Here is an 18,229-nt window from a genome sequence, read left to right as displayed (position 1 = left end):
CGGTATCGCGCGGGTCGCTCGCAGGGCTTGCGCGACGACAAGGAGGCATAAATGAAAAGCTGGGCCGAGGACTTGTTGCACGAGTTGAATCGCACGGGCTCCGATACGGAGATCTTCAGCAAAATCGAAGCCGCGGCACGCGGTTTGGGCTTCGAATTTTGCGCCTATGGCTTGCGGGCGCCGTGGCCGCTGTCCAAGCCGAAAACGCGTTTGCTGAGCAATTATCCCGAGGCGTGGAAGAAGCGCTACCAAGACGCGCGCTACTTCGACATCGACCCGACCGTACAGCATGCGCGCCGGTCGCAATCGCCGATCGTCTGGAGCGACGCGTTGTTTTCCGGCGTGCCGGAGCTGTGGCGCGAGGCGCAGTCGCACGGGCTGCGCTATGGCTGGGCGCAGTCGGCGTTCGACAGTTGCGGCGTGGGCGGCATGCTGACGCTCGCGCGCTCGAGCCGGCCGCTCACGCCGGACGAATTGGCCGAGAACGAGGTCAAGATGCGTTGGCTCGTCAGCACCGCGCATTTGTCGCTCAAGCGCGTGCTGATGCCGACGCTGATGGCCGACCCGGAGCGCGGGCTGACCGACCGCGAGGTCGAGGTGCTCAAGTGGGCAGCAGACGGCAAAACGTCGGGGGAGATCTCGAAGATCCTCGTCATCTCGGTCGACACCGTCAATTTTCACGTGAAGAACGCGGTGACCAAGCTCAAAACCACGAACAAGACGGCCGCCGTCGTGCGCGCAGCGATGCTCGGGTTGCTTCAATGACCGCTCGAGAGACGCGCCGAAGCTATCGGCGCGTCGATGGTCTGATTTTCCCGGCGTGAGGCCAATTATTCGGGTTCGGCGGCAGCCGGCATCTCCCTGTTTATGTCCAATTCGGATTATAAACGCTGCATATCTTTGCGATTTTGCGAAAATCGACTCGCTGATAATTATCGAATGCTTGGATGTGTCCGCGTCATGCGAATCGTTCGGTGCTTTATTCATTGACCGTGCGGCTGGCTCGCGCATGAGCACGCGGATCCCTATCAGCATCCGAGGAAAAGCACGAAAACGCCGGCGTGATACGCGCTTCAAAGCGAGGACGAGCGTCCTGGCGCCGCCGAAGCGCCCAGGGCCGCGGAGCGGCTCAGACGCCCGCCGTCGAGCAGGTAGGCCTGCTCGGTTGGCGATGCATCCGTCGATGCGGTTCGTTGCGCAATCACCACAGCGGTTCCCTCGGCGGCGAGTTCCGCACCGAAACCCGCCACCCGCTTCGTCTCGGCGGGCGCCAATGCGTCGAAGGGATCGTCGAGCAGGAGCAGCCGCGGCCGGGACATCAGGGCGCGCGCGATCGCAAGCAATTGCCGCTCGCCGTTCGTGAGCCGGCAGGCGCTCTGACGTTCGTACGTTTTCAGAAAGGGCAGGCGTTGCGCGAGGCGCGCGGCATCCGCTTCGATGCGCGGTCGGTCGGTTTCTCGCCACACGCCGGCGAGCAGATTGTCGCGCACGGACAACGAACTGAACAGCAGGCGGTTATGCGGGACGTAGGCGATGCCGCGCGCCAGCAGTTCGCTCGGCCGCTTGCGCCGGATGTCCTCGCCGTCGAGACGGATCGCGCCGCGCTTGGGGCGCAACAGGCCCGCGATCGTCATCAAGAGCGTTGTCTTGCCTGCGCCCCCCGCGCCCAGCACGTAGGCGAGCGTGCCCGAGGATAGGGCAAGCGAGACATCGTCGAGTACTTCGCTCTTGCCGTAGCCGGCGGCGAGCGATTCGATTTGCAGCAGCGGCATGCGCATCGGGTGTCACCTCCGGAAGGGAGTCGCGCCCGCCTGCGTGGTCGGGCGCCGTACTCAACCGCCGTCGATTTCACCCGCGGCACACGGGAGCGGCAACTACCATTAATGGTGGTGTTGACGTCTCACTTCTATCCTGCTTGCGAGAGTGCGACGCGCTCGGCGGCGTCGCGTGGTTGGGCTGCCTCCATGCTTGCCGTTCTTGCGGGCACGGGCCTAACCGCGCGTGCTTGCTCGGCGAGCCACTGCGCGACGTCGCGCACCTCTTGCCGCGCGGCCGCGTCGGCTTGAATCAGCCAGTAGGCGTGGCCGCTCGCGCATTCGATCGACGCATGCTGTGCGGGGGCATCGGGGTGGGGTTGGTCGATCGCGAGCGACGAATGCGCGACCGGCGGGATCGCCTCGTCGAACAAACGCGTCGCGCCGGACGGTGCACCGGCTATGCTGGCGCAGCGAATCGCCAGATCGATCCCCTCGGCGCGCAAATCGAGTACTTTGTCGTTGGCCGCGACGCGTACGTCGAGCGTGGGGTAGCGGCGCTGCAGCTCCGGGAGCCGCGGCAGCAGCCACAACGCAGCCAGACCGATGCTCGCCGTGATAGTGACGGGCCGGCGCTCGGCGGGCCGCATGATGGCGTCGAACGCGTCCTGCAATTGGCGCACGACGCTGTCGGCGGTGCGGAACAAGCGCTCGCCCGCGGGCGTGAACGAGATCGACCGATAGCCGCGGTGGAAGAGCGACACGCCGAGTGCATCCTCGAGCGAGTGAATCTGCCGGCTGACCGCCGATTGGGTCAGACACAGGTCCTCCGCCGCGAGCGTTACGCTCATGCGGCGGCCGACCGCGACGAAGCCGCGGATCAAATCGAGCGGCGCAAGTCGAACGAGAGGCGTTGTCATGCGTTTACCTCATGCGAAAGTGATGGGAGAGGAGGTTGAGTCGAGGCACGGCTTCGGCTCAAATAGGCACTTCATGGCGATGGGCGCGGCCGCGTCCATCGGCGCACACTTCGACGACAGCCCTGGAGACACGATGAAGCGTCGGCACCCGAGTACGAACGCACAACCGCGCAGCGTCGCCTTCGAGGCGGCCGACGGCGTGCCGCTTCGCGGATTCGTCTGGCGCGCCGACGACGCGCTCGCCGCCTGGCCGCGACCTGTCGTCATCGTCAACGCCGCGACGTCGGTGCGCTGTCGCTACTACTTCCGATTCGCCGACTATCTGTGCAAGTCGGGGCGCGACGTGCTGCTGTACGACTATCGCGGAATCGGCGAATCGAGGCCGAGTCGGCTCGCCGGGTTTAAGGCCAGTTGGCTCGATTGGGGCGGACGCGACTTCGAAGCGGCGTTGCGCTACACAGCGCGCGAGTTCGCCGGCCAACCGATCGACGTCGTGGCCCACAGTATTGGCGGATGCCTGATCGGCCTCGCGCCGTCGAACACATCGATTCGGCGCGTCGTCACGGTGGGAGCGCAGTACGCCTATTGGCGCGACTATGCCCCGCATAGCCGGGTGGCCATGCTGCTCAAGTGGCACGTCGCGATGCCTGCGCTCGCCGGCCTGTTCGGCTACGTTCCGGCGCGCCGGCTCGGCTGGATGGAAGACACGCCGCTCGGTGTCGCCCGTTCGTGGGCACGCAGCCGCGCGCGTTTCGAGGACACCTATCGCGCTGCGCCCTTCGCCCTTGACGAGGCGCGTGCCGCGGAGCTCGCGCGCCGATTTTCGTTCCTGCGCGCGCCGCTGCTGGCCATCAGCACCACCGACGATCCATTCGGCACCGTGCGTGCCATCGAGCGCTTGCTCGCGTATTTCGAAGGAAGCGACGAGCGCGTGCACCTTCGCATCGATCCGAGCGAGATCGAGACAGAGGCGATCGGGCATTTCGCGTTTTTCCATAGCCGGTTCGAGTCGCGTTTATGGCCGATCGCGCTGCGCTGGCTCGACACGGCGTCGATCGATGGCGCGGCGCCCGGACAGATCGTTTCGGCTTCGCCCCCGCGCGAGCTCCACGTGCGCTCGCGCGTCGTCGAACATTCGTCGGCGGCTTGAGAGGCTGCCCGCGAGGCGCGAGCCGCCCGATGCACGGCATCGCCCGCGCCCTCGCGCGCGGAGCCCGGCGCAGCCGAGTGGGGCGGCCGTCGCTGCGGTGATTTTCATTGGCATGTCCTCGTGTGTGCGCGCCCACGTCGAACGCGTTGGGTCGTGCCGGATTTAAGCCATTCTTATGCGAATCTGTAACTGACACCTTTGGTAGGCGCGCGCGGCCAGGCCCGTCATGGCGTCCGGCGGTGCACCGAGAGCCTCGACGTCAAGGGGGCCAACTGCCGATCGGGCGTGGGTTCTCGAAGGCGCTTCGGCCGCCGAACGAGAGGAGGGGAGGGAGGAGGGACAGGCGCCCCGGGACTTCAGCACAGTCGCGCACGGGGCGTGCGGCGCGCGAGCCTATCGGTCGTGCGCGCCCTTTGGGAAAGCGCGTGTCAGACGTCTTTCCCGTCGTCGGGGCCATCGGCCTCCGATTCGTTTCTGACCGCATCGGCAAAGCGCGCGAGCGCGGCGAGCGATCCGCTCACGCTGACGTACTGCTCGCGGCCGATTTTCGCGTCGAGCAGTACGGCCATGCCAGATTCGCGTGCGAGTTCGATGATGTCCATCTGCGGTCGTTGTCCTTGCGTCTTGTTCATGGTCGTCGAAAGAGTCGCTCGGTACGGGGGCGCTAAGGGCGTGCCGCCCGAGTCGTCGCAGCCGCCTGCATCGCCAGGCGCCGAACCTGGGCGCCCCCCCGCTTTCCTTGAAGCACAACCCGTACCCGCGATGGTTCGCGCGGGCTAGTGGCCGTGAGCCTGGGCCGCGCGGATGCCCAGACCGGCAGTGCCCGTTCGCGGTGCACTGCATGGGAGGAGGCGGTGCAAAGGGGCCGCCGTGGTTGCAAAAAGCGGCGTTGGTCGAGGCGGGCCGATATTTGTATAGACAAGAACCGCGTTGGCGAAAGCGGCGCAAACGGCGTGCGCGCGGCGCCGCGCGGGCCCAGCGGTGGACCGGCGTTTCCGTATTGCAGCGTCGCGCGAGGTGGAAACGCCGGGAACGTTACGTGCCTCGTGCACTAGTGGAAATCCCTAAGGCCTCATTTGCAAAAACGAGTTGTCTATACAAGTTTGGCGCACTAGACTCGCATTCATTCGGAGTCGAACTACCCGACTTCGCGCCGAACGACACAAGATGAAGCCAGACACAGGATGCTTTCCATGATGATTCTCACGCCCGGCCATTTGACGCTTCCCCAACTGCGCCGCATCGCCCGCGAGCGCGTCACGCTTTCGCTCGATCCCGCGAGCCGCGCGGTCATCGACGCCGGGGCGAAGGCCGTGGCCGACATCGCCGCCAAGGGCGAGCCGGCCTACGGCATCAACACCGGCTTCGGCCGCCTTGCCAGCACTCATATCCCCAACGATCAGCTCGAGCTCCTGCAGCGCAACCTCGTGCTTTCGCACGCCGTGGGCGTCGGCGAACCGATGTCCGCGCCCGTCGTGCGGCTCTTGATCGCGCTCAAGCTGTCGAGCCTCGGCCGCGGCCATTCAGGGATCCGCGGCGAGGTGATGGATGCGCTCGTCACGCTGTTCAATGCCGATGTTCTGCCGATCATCCCCGTCAAGGGCTCGGTCGGCGCATCGGGCGATTTGTCGCCGCTCGCGCATATGTCGGCGGTACTGCTTGGCATCGGCGAAGTCACAGTGCGCGGCGAGCGCATGAGCGCCGCGCAGGGTCTGAGAGTCGCGGGTCTCGCGCCGCTCGCGCTGCAAGCGAAGGAAGGCCTTGCGCTCCTGAACGGCACGCAAGCCTCGACGGCGCTCGCGCTGTACAACCTCTTCGCGATCGAAGATCTCTTTCGCACGGGGCTCGTGGCGGGCGCGCTCTCGGTCGATGCAGCCGCCGGGTCGGTCAAGCCGTTCGATGCGCGTATTCATGCGCTGCGCGGCCACCGCGGTCAGATCGATGCGGCGGCGGCCTACCGCGAACTGCTCGAAGGCTCGAGCATCAATCTCTCGCATCGCGATTGCGGCAAGGTGCAAGATCCGTACAGCCTGCGCTGCCAGCCGCAGGTGATGGGCGCGTGCCTCGACCAAATGCGTCACGCAGCCGACATTCTGCTGATCGAAGCGAACGCGGTATCGGACAATCCACTTGTCTTCCCCGATACGGGCGAAGTGCTTTCGGGCGGCAATTTCCACGCGGAGCCCGTCGCGTTCGCAGCCGACAACCTCGCGCTGGCCGCGGCCGAGATCGGCGCGCTGGCGGAACGCCGCATCGCGCTGCTCATCGACGCGACGCTCTCGGGCTTGCCTCCGTTTCTCGTCAAGGACGGCGGCGTGAACTCGGGCTTCATGATCGCCCACGTGACGGCGGCGGCGCTCGCCTCGGAAAACAAGACGCTTGCGCACCCGGCGTCGGTCGATTCGCTGCCTACCTCCGCCAATCAGGAGGACCATGTTTCGATGGCGACGTTCGCCGCGCGCAAGCTCGCAGACATTGCCGAAAACACGGCGAACATCCTTGCGATCGAGCTGCTGGCAGCGGCTCAAGGCGTCGACCTGCGCGCGCCGCACCGCACGAGCGCCGCACTGCAGCGCGTCATGGACTTGCTGCGCGGCCACGTCCCGCATTACGACCTCGATCGCTATTTCGCGCCCGACATCGCCGCCGTGGCGCGGCTCGTGCAGGACGGCGCGATCGCGCAGGCGAGCCCGCTGTCGTTCGCGTCCGAAGCGAGCTTTGCGGCCTAACCGATGAACAGCGTCAAGCCCATGAATGCGCCTGCGTATCAGGGCATCAAAGACTTCATCCTCGAGCGCATTCATTCGGGCGAGTGGGCGGAGGGCGATCTCGTGCCGTCGGAAAACGAACTCGCGCGCGAGTTCAAGGTGGCGCGCATGACGGTCAATCGCGCGCTGCGCGAGTTGACGGCCGAGCAGGTGCTCACGCGGGTGCAAGGGGCGGGCACCTTCGTCGCCCGGCCCAAATACGAATCGACGCTGGTCGCGATTCGCAGCATTTCCGATGAGATTGCCGCGCGCGGGCATCGTCATCAGGCGCGGGTGCTCGAACTCGGCGCGAGCGTCGCAAGCGAAGCGCTCGCCGATGAGATGCAGGTCAAGCCGGGCAGCCCTGTGTTTCATTCGCGGGTGCTGCATCTCGAGAACGACGAGCCGGTGCAGCTCGAAGCGCGCTGGGTCAATCCGGCGGTAGCGCCCGAGTACGCGCTGCAGGACTTTTCACGCATTACGCCGAACCAATATTTGATGCGCGTCGCGCCGCTGCAGCGCGTCGAGTACCGCATCGAAGCGGCGCAGCCCGAGCCGGAAACGAGCCGCCAGCTGAAGATGGACGAAGGCGAGCCCTGCCTCGTTCTCCATCGGCGAACGTGGTCACGGGAGCAGGTCGCCTCCGTCGTCGACCTTTGGCACCCCGGCAGCCGCTACCGCTTCACGGGCCATTTTTGAGCGAGGGGAAGGCTTTCGCCGAACCCGATCGATCGCAACCCCCAACCCCTAGTCGGCCGCAAGGACGCGACCGAACGCAACGCATGCTGAAAGAGAGGACTCCCATGAACGATCCGAAACCCTTCGACCCGCGTCTGGACCCCACCCGCACGATCCGCGCGCCGCGCGGAGCCGAGAAGACGTGCAAGAGCTGGCTGACCGAGGCCGCGTACCGGATGATCCAGAACAACCTCGATCCGGAGGTGGCGGAGCATCCGCATGCGCTCGTCGTCTACGGAGGCATCGGACGGGCTGCGCGCAATTGGGACTGCTTCGATCGAATCCTCGCCACGCTGAAGGATCTCGAAGACGACGAAACGCTGCTGATTCAATCGGGCAAGCCGGTCGGCGTCTTCCGCACGCACGCCGACGCGCCGCGCGTTCTGCTCGCCAATTCGAATCTGGTTCCGCATTGGGCCACGTGGGAGCACTTTCACGAACTCGACCGCAAGGGCCTCATGATGTACGGCCAGATGACCGCAGGCAGCTGGATCTATATCGGCAGCCAAGGGATCGTTCAAGGCACGTACGAGACGTTCTACTCGGTCGCCAATCAGCACTTCAACGGCGATGCCGGCGGGCGCTGGATCTTGACGGGCGGACTGGGCGGCATGGGCGGCGCACAGCCGCTCGCGGCGACGATGGCGGGCTTTTCGATGATCGCCGTCGAATGCGACGAATCGCGGATCGATTTCCGCCTGAAGACGCGCTACGTCGACAAGAAAGCCAAAACGCTCGACGAAGCGCTCGCCATGATCGAGGCGGCGAAGGCGAGCGGCAAGCCGGTTTCGGTCGGGCTTGTCGGCAACGCGGTGGACGTGTTCGAGGCGTGTGTCGCGCGCGGCATCACGCCCGATTGCGTGACCGACCAGACGAGCGCGCACGATCCGATCAACGGCTACTTGCCGCATGGCTGGACGGTGGAGCAATGGCGCGAGCGCCAGAAAACCGATCCGCAGAGCATCGTCGTGCCGGCCAAACAATCGATGGCGCGGCAGGTGCAGGCGATGCTCGCGCTGCAAGCGCGCGGCGCGGCGACGCTCGACTACGGCAACAACATTCGGCAGATGGCGCTCGAGATGGGCGTCGAGAACGCCTTCGACTTCCCCGGCTTCGTGCCCGCCTATATCCGGCCGTTGTTCTGCGAAGGTAAAGGGCCGTTCCGCTGGGTTGCGCTATCGGGCGATCCCGAGGATATCTACAAGACAGACGCCAAGGTCAAGGAACTGATTCCCGACGATCCCCATCTGCACAACTGGCTCGACATGGCGCGCGAGCGCATCGCGTTCCAAGGGCTGCCGGCGCGTATTTGCTGGGTAGGCGTGAAGGACCGCTATCGCTTGGGTCTCGCGTTCAACGAGATGGTCAAGCGCGGCGAGCTGAAGGCGCCCGTCGTGATTGGCCGGGACCACCTCGATACCGGCTCGGTGGCGAGCCCCAATCGCGAAACCGAATCGATGATGGACGGCTCGGATGCGGTTAGCGATTGGCCGCTGCTCAACGCGCTGCTGAACACGGCGGGCGGCGCGACGTGGGTGTCGATTCACCACGGCGGCGGCGTCGGCATGGGCTTTAGCCAGCACGCGGGCGTCGTGATCGTCTGCGACGGCACCGATGCCGCGGGGCGGCGGATCGAACGCGTGCTCTTCAACGATCCGGCCACGGGCGTCATGCGGCACGCCGACGCCGGCTACGATCTCGCCCGGCGAACGGCGCGCGAGGTCGGCCTGAACCTGCCGATGCTCGGACGCTGACGCCAATGAGCGGACCCTCCCAAGGCACAGGTCGGCCGCGGGCCGCCGGCAGCCGCGCGCCCCATCCGTCGCTACGCATCGTGCGCGGCGACGCTTTGATCGCCGCCCCATGGAAGAACGGCGGCGGCGTCACGCGCGAGATCGCGGCCTATCCGGTGGGGGCCGGCCTCGACACGTTCGTCTGGCGCCTGAGCGTGGCCGATGTCGAGCGGCCGGGTCCGTTCTCTCGCTTTCCAGGGGTCGAGCGCACGCTCGTGTTGCTGGACGGCGAAGGGATGAGCTTGATCGAGCGAGGCGATGGAGCGGTTGGCGGCGGGCGGACGCACGCGCTGACGAGGCCGTTCGACATCGCGCGGTTCGACGGTGAAGCAGCGTTCGATGCCGAACTCGTGCGCGGCGCGACGCGCGATTTCAATCTGATGGTGCGGCGCGGCCAGGCAAGCGCGACGCTGCGAGTTTGGCGCGGGGCGAGCGCGCGGCCGCACACGCTGGATGCAGATACGGCGCTTGTATTCTGCGCGCGCGGCGAGCTCGAAGTGGGTTTCCCCGGCGCGCCGCATCAGCGCGCGATGCTGACGGCGATGGACACGCTCGTGCTCGATACGCCGCGCGGTTCAACCTGCGAAACAGCGGGCGAGGGCGTCGCCCTCGCGGTGCTCATCCGCTACGCTTGATGCGCATCGCGCGAATCGCGCCGCATTCGCCAACGTTGACGAGGCATTCATGAGCGATCTGGTTTGGCATCATTTGCATCTATGCGCGAGAGGCGATCCTAACGAGACGATCGCCGATGCCGCGCTGGTCGTACGCGACGGCGAGATCGCGTGGCTCGGCGCCGCGCGCGATTTGCCGCGCGAGTTTGCGGGGTGGCCGCGCGAGGACTTGGGCGGCGCATGGGTGACGCCGAGTCTCGTCGATTGCCACACGCATCTCGTCTATGGTGGCAACCGCGCCGACGAATTCGCCTTGCGTTTGGCGGGCGCGAGCTATGAGGAAATCGCGCGACGCGGCGGCGGTATCGTCTCGACAGTGCGGGCGACCCGCGAAGCCGACGAGGATGCGCTTTTTGCGTCGGCTGCCGCCCGGCTCGAGCCGCTGCTCTCCGAAGGCGTCGGTGCGATCGAAATCAAGTCAGGTTATGGGTTGGAACTCGCGAGCGAGCGCAAGATGCTGCGCGTCGCGCGCGAGTTGGGGCGCCGCTACCCGGTGTCCGTCTACACGACGTTTCTCGGCGCGCACGCCTTGCCGCCCGAGTACGCGGGCCGCGCCGATGCCTACATCGACGAAGTGTGCAAGCGGATGTTGCCGGCGTTGGCAGACGAAGGGCTAGTCGACGCCGTCGACGTGTTTTGCGAGCGCATCGGATTTACGTTAGAGCAGAGCGCGCGCGTGTTCGAGGCCGCGACGCGGTTGAACCTGCCGGTGAAGATGCATGCGGAGCAATTGAGCTTGAGCGGGGGGGCGGCGCTGTCCGCCCGGTACCGCGCGTTGTCGGCCGACCATCTGGAATTTCTCGACGAGGCCGGCGTGCAAGCGATGAAGGAAGCCGGTACGGTCGCCGTGCTGTTGCCCGGCGCCTATTACTTCATCCGCGAAACCCAATTGCCGCCGATCGACTTGCTGCGCCGTCACGGGGTGCCGATCGCCCTCGCGACCGACAGCAACCCCGGCACTTCGCCGTCCACGTCGCTGCTCGCCATGCTGAATATGGGCTGCACGCTGTTTCGCCTGACGGTGCCCGAGGTGCTGCAAGGCGTCACGCGTCATGCGGCGCGCGCGCTGGGACGAGCCGATCGTCACGGCGAACTTGCGCCGAACCGCCCCGCGGATTTCGTTGCGTGGTCGGTTGGGACGCTCTCGGAGTTGGCCTACTGGATGGGGCGTCCGCTCGCGGCGCGCGTGATTCGCGCGGGCGAGACGGTGTACACGGCGCCGGCATCGCAATGGGTCTCCAGCGCTGCGGTCGATGCCCGCGGCTCGAATCGCACGAAAGGAGTTTGACGTGACGAATGATCGCCACGCGCTGTTCGCGGCGCACGCCTATTTGCCGCAAGGCTGGCGGCGCGACGTACTGCTTGAATGGAACGAGGGGGGCGTGCTGACGGCCGTCTCTCCCGATACGGCCGCACCGGCGGGCGTCGCTCGGGCGCGCGGGCCGATCGCGCCCGGGATGCCGAACTTGCACTCGCACGCGTTTCAGCGCGCGATGGCCGGGCTAGCCGAATACCGCGCGCAAGCGGCCGACAATTTCTGGAGCTGGCGCGACCTGATGTACCGTTTCGCGGCGCGCATGACACCCGAAGCGCTCCAATCGATCGCGCGCTGGCTTTACGTCGAAATGCTCAAGGCCGGCTATACGTCGGTCTGCGAATTTCATTATCTGCATCACGCGCCGAATGGCCGCGGCTACGCTAACGTCGCCGAGTTGGGCCAGCGCGTCGTCGAGGCGGCGTCGCAAGCGGGCATCGGCATGACCATGCTGCCCGTGCTCTACCAATACAGCGGATTCAACCAGCGCGACCCTCGGCCCGATCAGCGACGCTTTCTCAATACACCCGAGGCGCTGCTCGATCTGCTCTCGACGCTGCGCCGCGCCAAGCCCGCGCACGGTGCGTTGACGTACGGCGTCGCGCCGCACTCCTTGCGCGCAGTCTCGGAGGCGTCGCTGCGGGCGTTGCTCGACGGGCTCGACGCCGATCTGCCTCGCGCGCCGGTGCATATCCACATCGCCGAACAAACGGGCGAAGTCGACGAATGCGTCGCCGCGACAGGCGCGCGGCCCGTTGCATGGCTGCTCGATCGCTTCGACGTCGATGCGCGCTGGTGCCTTGTGCACGCGACGCACGTCGATGCGAAGGAAACCGCCGCGCTCGCCGCGAGCGGTGCGGTGGCCGGCTTGTGTCCGACGACTGAAGCGAACCTGGGCGACGGCGTCTTCCCTGCTCACGATTACCTCGGTGCGAATGGGCAGATGGGTATCGGCTCGGACAGCCATATCGCCGTCGATTGGCGCTCCGAACTGCGTTTGCTCGAATACGGCCAAAGGCTCGTGCGGCGGCAGCGCAACGTGCTTGCGTCGGATGCGCGCGCGCAGGTGGCGGAGCGGCTCTTCGATGCGGCGCTCGCGGGTGGGGCGCGCGCAAGCGGACGCGCTGTCGGCGCACTCGCGGTGGGCCATCGCGCCGATTGGCTCGTATTCGACCAGACGCACCCGAGCCTCGATGCTCGCTCGCCCGATACCTGGCTGGCCGGCGTCGTGTTCTGCGAGCATGGCGGCTCGCCGATCGTCGAAGTGCACACGGGCGGCCGGTGCGTGGTGCGAGACGGTCGTCACGAGGACGAAGACCAAGCCTATGCGGGCTATCGCGAGGCCGTCGCGAGGTTGCTCGCGTAAGCGGGGTTGCGCATGACGCTCTCGGCCGCGCGCGGTAATCTGCTACCTGTTTCCATTCGATTTCGGATCGACACGCCATGAACGTTTCGCTCGACCCCGCCGTTTGCTCCGTCCGCCCTGGCACGTTGCCGCTCCTGATTTCGATGCCCCACGTGGGCACGTATATTCCGCCCGACATCCTCGCGACGATGACCGAGGTGGCGCGCCACGTGGACGATTGCGACTGGCACCTGGAACGCCTCTATGCGTTCGCCGCGCGCCGGGGGGCGTGGGTGCTCGCGCCTTCGCACGCTCGCTACGTGGTCGACCTCAATCGCCCGCCCGACAACGCCAATCTCTATCCGGGCCAGGACACGACGGGCCTGCTGCCGGTCGATACGTTCGATAAGGCGCCGCTGTACCACCCGGGGGGCGAGCCCACGCAGGCGGAGGCGGCACGGCGCGTCGCGCGTTATTGGCAGCCCTATCACGACGCGCTCGAGCGCACGCTGGCGCAATTGAAAGCGCGGCACGGCGCCGTGCTGCTATGGGAAGCGCATTCGATTCGCTCCCATGTGCCGCGCTTCTTCGAAGGCCGGCTGCCCGATTTCAATTTCGGTACCGCGAACGGTGCGAGCGCCGCGCCCGGCATGGCGCAGGCCCTGGCCGATTGCGTGACGCGCAAAGGCGGTTACACGGCGATCGCAAACGGAAGGTTCAAGGGCGGCTACATCACGCGTCAATACGGCCGGCCGGAGCAGGGCATCCACGCGGTGCAGCTCGAGCTGTCGCAGATCACCTATATGCAGGAGACACGGCCGTACGCCTACGACGAGACGCTGGCCGGCCGTGTCGAGGGCGTGTTGGACGCATTGCTGGACGAGGCGCTGGCGCGCATCTGATGCGTGCAGGCGACAACCGGCGCTTGTCTGTTGACGGCCTGACACTTCGTCGATATGGTGTCGCACCATGGCCGATACCGACAACATTCATCCGGGCGCGATCGTGCGCCAGCTGTGCCTCGAGCGCTTCAACCTGAGCGTGACGGAAGGCGCGGCGGTGCTCGGCGTCAGCCGTCAGGCGCTGACGAACCTGCTCAGCGGCAAGGCCGGGATTTCGCCTGAAATGGCCCTGAGGCTGGACAAGGCCTTCGGCGGCGGGGCGGAAACTTGGCTGCAGCGGCAGCTCGTGCACGACCTCGCCAGGGCACGCAAGCGTTTAGACGAGCTCGACGTCGTGTCCATGGCGCAGCAGCGCCAGCGCGCGTTGTTCTAACTCAAATCCGCAATTCCCCCAGGATCTGCTCGGCCAGAAAGTCGCATTCGGGGCGCCTCGACCGCGCGCTTCTCGCCAGAACGATTTCGAGCGGCGGGAGCGGCGGCAACCCGTGAGGCCGCCCTAGCTCGACGAATCGGTCGGGCAGCGCGCAGCGTGCGATCGGGGCGACCGCGAGCCCCGCTTCCACCATGCTGAACAGCCCGAGCAAGCTCGGGCTTTCGTAGGACGTCCGATACGGAATGCGGGCGCGCTTGAGCGCGCGAATCGCGTTTTCTCGAGCGACGCTGCCCGCCGCGAATACCGCGATCGGCAGCGGACGTTCCCTCCACACCGCCGGCCCGCGCGGCGCCCCCGCCCATACCGCCGGCTCGAGCCGCACGCGATCGCCGCGCAAGCCCTTGACGCGCGTCATGCAGGCCAGATCGACCCGATTGTCGTTCACGAGCGGGGCGAGTGCGTGACTCGGCAAACCGATCACCTGAATTTCGACTTTCGGATACGTCGCCGAAAATTTTCGCAATACCGGGGGCAGCAGCGAAGAGGCGTAGTCGTCGGGCACGCCGATGACGACACGCCCCTTGACCTCCGGGTGCACGAGCGAGGCCCACGCTTCGTCGCGCAGCGCAAGCATGCGGCGGGCGTAGTCGGCCAGCACGAGGCCATCGTGCGTCGGCACCACGCTGCGCGCGCGCCGCTCGAAGATCGGCTTGCCGAGCGACTGTTCAAGCGCCTTGATCTGCATGCTTACGGCCGATTGCGAACGATGCACGTGGGCCGCGCCGCGAACGAAGCTGCCTGCATCGACGACGGCCACGACCATCGACAGCACGTCTAGATCGAGTGTTTTCATGGGGCGATCGCATATCAGAAAAGCTGAAGACAAAGTTCAATATAACGCGTTTGCCTGAAGGTAGGCGTCGCGGCATACTCGTTTGCATTCGGCCGATTCGCTCTTTTTTACCCAATCGATGGATTTAACGAGACGACGAACGATGACCATCACCTACGAAGCGCTACAAGCGTTGGGCCTGTCGATCGATATGACGCGCGGCAAACCCGCTACCGAGCAGCTCGACCTATCGCGTGCGTTGATAGATGACGTGGCTCAGGTTGGATATTTGTCACGGGACGGGATCGATTGCCGCAACTACGGTCACGTGCTCGGGTTGCCCGAAGCGCGCGAACTCGGCGCTCAACTGCTGGGCGTTGCCGCCGATCAGGTTGTCGCGGCGGGCAATTCGAGCCTCGAACTCATGCACGACGTCCTTGCGTTTGCGATGTTGCACGGGCTACCGGAGGGCGAGCCTTGGCGCCGAGCGGACGAAGTCGCGTTGCTGTGTCCGGCGCCGGGCTACGATCGGCATTTCGCGATTTGCGAGGCGCTCGGCATCAGAATGATCGCGGTCCCGATGCTCGACGACGGCCCCGACATGGCGCGCGTCGAAGCGCTCGTGGCAAGCGATTCGTCGATCAAGGGCATGTGGTGCATGCCGCTATACAGCAACCCGACCGGGACGATCTATTCGCGCGAGACCGTCGGGCGGCTCGCGCGCATGCCGGCGGCCGCGCCCGATTTTCGCTTGCTGTGGGACGACGCCTACCGCTTCCATCATTTGACGGAGGAGCGCTACGCGAGCCCCGACATCGTCGATGCTTGCAGGCAAGCCGGGCATCCCGATCGCCCGCTCGTTTTCGCGTCCACGTCGAAGGTCACGGTGGCGGGCGGCGGCGTGGCCTTTTTGGCATCGTCGCGACGCAATATCGACTGGTGGCAGCGTCACGTGTCGGTTCGCACGATCGGGCCCGACAAACTCAATCAATTGCGGCATGTACGCTATCTGCGCGATCGCTCGACGCTCGAGCGGCTCATGGATCGGCATCGAGCGATCCTGCAACCAAAGTTCGAAGCACTCGATGCGACGCTGAGCAAACTGCTCGGCGATCTTCCGGACGTGTCGTGGACGCGGCCGTTCGGCGGCTATTTCGTCAGCTTGTTCACGCCCGACGGCTATGCGAAGCGCACCGTGGAGTTCGCGGCGCAAGCCGGCGTCGTTCTAACGCCGGCCGGCGCGGCGTTCCCATACCGCGTCGATCCGCGCGACCGTCACCTGCGCATTGCGCCGAGCTGCCCGGCTCTGGCGGACATCGAGCGGGCGGCGCAGGTCATCGCGCTTTCGCTGCGCGAGGCGCTGGCCGAGGGCGGTGCGCGCGCGGCCTGAGTGCCTGACGCGTATGAACCGACGGTAAATCGACCGGCGCCGCCCATGGCAACGCCGGTCTCAGGCGCCCGTTCGCGCGGCGATGAATTCGCCTTCCAGCCGCCACGTCGTTCCAAGGGGCGCGCGCCACGTGGCCCGCGCGCCGATTCTAGCGAGCGGGCATAATTCAGACATCCGACGAACCTACGCGGCGGGGCGGAGCGAATCTTGTCGAAAATTGCTGCCGATTGCCAGCTGGCGCTGGCGTGGCGCGAGCCGTCGCGGGCCTATTTCAAGCGCTGGCGGCAATGAACACGGTCTGGAATGACGGTCGTGCCGATCGCGATGCGACGTTCCGGAAGCGTATCGGATCGTCCATTCGCTTCAATGTCAACGTCGGCGTGTGTATCTGCCTTGCCGCGGCCACTGTCGCGCCCCCGGCATATGCCGATTCTTCGCTTTCCGCCGACACGGCAGCGTCCGCGCCTTCGGACGGGGCGGATTCCGATCCCGCGACGATCGAATCGGATGTGCACCGCTTTACGGTTGCACGCGACGGTTCCGTAATCGAAGACGATGACACGACGCTGCGCATCAACACGGCCGCCGGCGTCGACGGGTTCGCGCAACGTTATGTTTGGTTCAACAAAGACACCGATCGCATCGATGCGTTGTCGGCTGAATCGATCGACCCGGACGGAGGCATCCATCCCGTCGGGCGCGATGCGATCCGCGATGTCGAAGCGCCTCGCGCGGCCGGTGCGCCGACGTTCGACGGCGGTGTGCTGCGCTTCGTCATTTTCCCCAGCATCGAGCCGGGCTGGCGCGAGCATCTTTCCTTTCGCAAATCGCGCAAGGCCCTGCAAGCCGGCGCCTTCGAATATTTCGCCGCGCCCGCGCGCGAACGTGTCTTGGCGCAGCGGCTCGTCTTCGACTTGCCTGCCGAGATGCCCTTGTACGCGGATGCGCGTGGTTATGTGGCCCGTGCCCCTGTCACCGAGAACGGGCGAACGCGCTACGAGTTCGATTACCGGCATGGGCCGTTCGCACCGATCGAGCATGGCGCCGTGGGTGAGGCGAACGATGGCGATCGATTGATGGTGACCACGACGCCGAGCTTCGCGGCCTTCGCTCAGCGCTATCGCAAAGACGCCGTCGACCCGACGGCTGGCGATCCCGACGTGGCCGCGCTCGCCCGCGCATTGACGCGCGACGCGCCCGACGCGTGGACGAAGGCCGAGCGTCTTTACGATTGGACGCGCGCCAACATTCGCTATGTCGCGCTGTTCCTCGGCGACACCGCCACCAAGCCGCACCGCGTCGCAGACATCCTTCGCAACCGCTACGGCGACTGCAAGGATCATGTCGCCTTGTTCGTCGCGTTGCTCGCGGCCGTCGGCATTCGCAGCGAGCCGGCGTTGATCGGCCTCGGGTCGGTCTATACGCTCCCGTCCGTGCCGGGCTACGGCGTGGGCGCGATCAATCACGTCATCGTCTGGATTCCAGAATTGGGACGCTTCGCCGATACGACGGCCGGCGGCGGGACCGCATTTGGATTTTTGCCGCCGAGCGTCATGGATCGTCCGGTGCTGCTCGTCGATGCAGGCGAGCTCGTCCGTACGCCGGCCGTCCAACCGCGTGGGCGTGACGCGCGCCTCGAACTGGATATCGACGAGCGCGGCAACGCACGCTACGCCTATCGGGTCGAGGACGACGGCTTCACGGCCGAACTCGAGCGCAATGTGTTTCGGCGTGCGACGCGTGCACGCGTGGCGCAGATCGCCGACGACCGTTTGCGGCAGACGGGGCTGCGCGGCACGGCCGCGATCGAGACCGAAGATGTGCGGGCGACGAGCGGTCCCTTCGCGGTTTCGATGACGGGCTCGCTTGAACATGTCTTATGGCCCGACGGCGTGACCGCGGTGCAAACGCTATCGAGCTTCGGCGGCGGCATCGCTTCGCAAGTGCGCGATTGGCTCTCGCCTTCGGTGAGGACGCAGTCGTTCGTCTGTCTCGGCGGCACGTTCGTCGAGCAGGGGACGATTCGATTTCCGCGCGATGTGAAAGTCGTCTATGTGCCGGCGGACGTAACGATCGACGATGCGCCTATTCGTTATGCGGCGCATTACGTTTTCGATCCGGACTCGCGCACGATTCAGGTGTCGCGCAGCATGCAGGCCGCGTTCGGAAAACAAGTCTGCAGCCCGAAGGAATTCGACGCGATGCGCGCAACGCTGGTTCGAATCGAACGAGATGCATCTGCTCAGGTGATCGTGCGCGCGCTCGCCGGCATCGCGGGTGATGCACAGCGGGCATC

General features: G+C 66.0%; 15 protein-coding genes and 1 pseudogene. 12 read left to right on the top strand and 4 right to left on the bottom strand.

What is annotated here, in order from left to right; genetic code table 11:
* Positions 1-51: 51 nt before the first annotated feature.
* Complete coding sequence (locus ACTHNR_RS08515; RefSeq protein ID WP_440547134.1) at positions 52-765, top strand: autoinducer binding domain-containing protein; 714 nt, start codon at positions 52-54, stop codon at positions 763-765.
* Positions 766-1,073: 308 nt separating this feature from the next.
* On the opposite strand, the gene ACTHNR_RS08510 is transcribed toward ACTHNR_RS08515, so the two are convergent.
* Both ACTHNR_RS08510 and ACTHNR_RS08505 read right to left on the bottom strand, forming a co-directional pair.
* Positions 1,074-1,778 (bottom strand): ABC transporter ATP-binding protein, encoded by a 705-nt coding sequence (locus ACTHNR_RS08510; protein ID WP_440547133.1) that lies wholly within the window; start codon positions 1,776-1,778, stop codon positions 1,074-1,076.
* Positions 1,779-1,906: 128 nt separating this feature from the next.
* A complete protein-coding gene (locus tag ACTHNR_RS08505) occupies positions 1,907-2,674 on the bottom strand; it encodes a LysR family transcriptional regulator (RefSeq protein WP_440547132.1) in 768 nt (255 codons plus the stop codon).
* Between the two features lie 133 nt (positions 2,675-2,807).
* Here ACTHNR_RS08505 and ACTHNR_RS08500 point away from each other — a divergent pair, with 133 nt between their 5' ends.
* The gene (locus tag ACTHNR_RS08500) at positions 2,808-3,824 is read left to right on the top strand and encodes an alpha/beta hydrolase family protein (protein ID WP_440547131.1); all 1,017 of its coding nucleotides are present in this window, start codon (positions 2,808-2,810) and stop codon (positions 3,822-3,824) included.
* A gap of 428 nt (positions 3,825-4,252) precedes the next feature.
* On the opposite strand, the gene ACTHNR_RS08495 is transcribed toward ACTHNR_RS08500, so the two are convergent.
* The gene (locus tag ACTHNR_RS08495; protein WP_440547130.1) at positions 4,253-4,456 is read right to left on the bottom strand and encodes a hypothetical protein; all 204 of its coding nucleotides are present in this window, start codon (positions 4,454-4,456) and stop codon (positions 4,253-4,255) included.
* A 561-nt stretch (positions 4,457-5,017) separates the two neighbouring features.
* On the opposite strand from ACTHNR_RS08495, the gene hutH reads away from it, so the two are divergent.
* From hutH to ACTHNR_RS08455, 8 genes are all read left to right on the top strand, one after another.
* On the top strand, positions 5,018-6,553 hold the full coding sequence (gene hutH, locus ACTHNR_RS08490; RefSeq protein ID WP_440547129.1) for a histidine ammonia-lyase: 1,536 nt from the start codon (positions 5,018-5,020) through the stop codon (positions 6,551-6,553).
* A gap of 21 nt (positions 6,554-6,574) precedes the next feature.
* On the top strand, positions 6,575-7,270 hold the full coding sequence (hutC, locus tag ACTHNR_RS08485) for a histidine utilization repressor (RefSeq protein WP_440547156.1): 696 nt from the start codon (positions 6,575-6,577) through the stop codon (positions 7,268-7,270).
* A 104-nt stretch (positions 7,271-7,374) separates the two neighbouring features.
* Positions 7,375-9,063, top strand: coding sequence for a urocanate hydratase (hutU, locus tag ACTHNR_RS08480; RefSeq protein WP_440547128.1), 1,689 nt, complete (start codon positions 7,375-7,377; stop codon positions 9,061-9,063).
* A 5-nt stretch (positions 9,064-9,068) separates the two neighbouring features.
* Positions 9,069-9,737 carry a HutD/Ves family protein gene (locus ACTHNR_RS08475; RefSeq protein ID WP_440547127.1) on the top strand — a complete coding sequence of 223 codons (669 nt, stop codon included), beginning with the start codon at positions 9,069-9,071 and terminating at the stop codon, positions 9,735-9,737.
* 49 nt (positions 9,738-9,786) lie between these two features.
* Complete coding sequence (gene hutI / locus ACTHNR_RS08470; RefSeq protein ID WP_440547126.1) at positions 9,787-11,064, top strand: imidazolonepropionase; 1,278 nt, start codon at positions 9,787-9,789, stop codon at positions 11,062-11,064.
* A complete protein-coding gene (locus tag ACTHNR_RS08465; RefSeq protein ID WP_440547125.1) occupies positions 11,030-12,457 on the top strand; it encodes a formimidoylglutamate deiminase in 1,428 nt (475 codons plus the stop codon). The genes hutI and ACTHNR_RS08465 overlap by 35 nt, the downstream gene beginning before the upstream one ends.
* A 77-nt stretch (positions 12,458-12,534) precedes the next feature.
* Positions 12,535-13,338 carry an N-formylglutamate deformylase gene (hutG, locus tag ACTHNR_RS08460; protein WP_440547124.1) on the top strand — a complete coding sequence of 268 codons (804 nt, stop codon included), beginning with the start codon at positions 12,535-12,537 and terminating at the stop codon, positions 13,336-13,338.
* A gap of 67 nt (positions 13,339-13,405) precedes the next feature.
* Positions 13,406-13,711 carry a HigA family addiction module antitoxin gene (locus ACTHNR_RS08455; protein WP_440547123.1) on the top strand — a complete coding sequence of 102 codons (306 nt, stop codon included), beginning with the start codon at positions 13,406-13,408 and terminating at the stop codon, positions 13,709-13,711.
* Position 13,712: 1 nt separating this feature from the next.
* On the opposite strand, the gene ACTHNR_RS08450 is transcribed toward ACTHNR_RS08455, so the two are convergent.
* Positions 13,713-14,564 carry a LysR substrate-binding domain-containing protein gene (locus ACTHNR_RS08450; protein ID WP_440547122.1) on the bottom strand — a complete coding sequence of 284 codons (852 nt, stop codon included), beginning with the start codon at positions 14,562-14,564 and terminating at the stop codon, positions 13,713-13,715.
* 142 nt (positions 14,565-14,706) lie between these two features.
* On the opposite strand from ACTHNR_RS08450, the gene ACTHNR_RS08445 reads away from it, so the two are divergent.
* Together ACTHNR_RS08445 and ACTHNR_RS08440 are read left to right on the top strand one after the other, a co-directional pair.
* Complete coding sequence (locus ACTHNR_RS08445; protein WP_440547121.1) at positions 14,707-15,933, top strand: aminotransferase class I/II-fold pyridoxal phosphate-dependent enzyme; 1,227 nt, start codon at positions 14,707-14,709, stop codon at positions 15,931-15,933.
* A 287-nt stretch (positions 15,934-16,220) separates the two neighbouring features.
* Positions 16,221-18,194 (top strand): annotated as a pseudogene (locus tag ACTHNR_RS08440) (DUF3857 domain-containing transglutaminase family protein); the annotation flags it as partial.
* Between the last annotated feature and the right edge of the window lie 35 nt (positions 18,195-18,229).

The sequence above is a fragment of the Trinickia sp. genome (assembly GCF_051954495.1).
Taxonomy (GTDB): domain Bacteria; phylum Pseudomonadota; class Gammaproteobacteria; order Burkholderiales; family Burkholderiaceae; genus Trinickia.
This window is presented reverse-complemented; position numbering and strand designations above follow the sequence as displayed.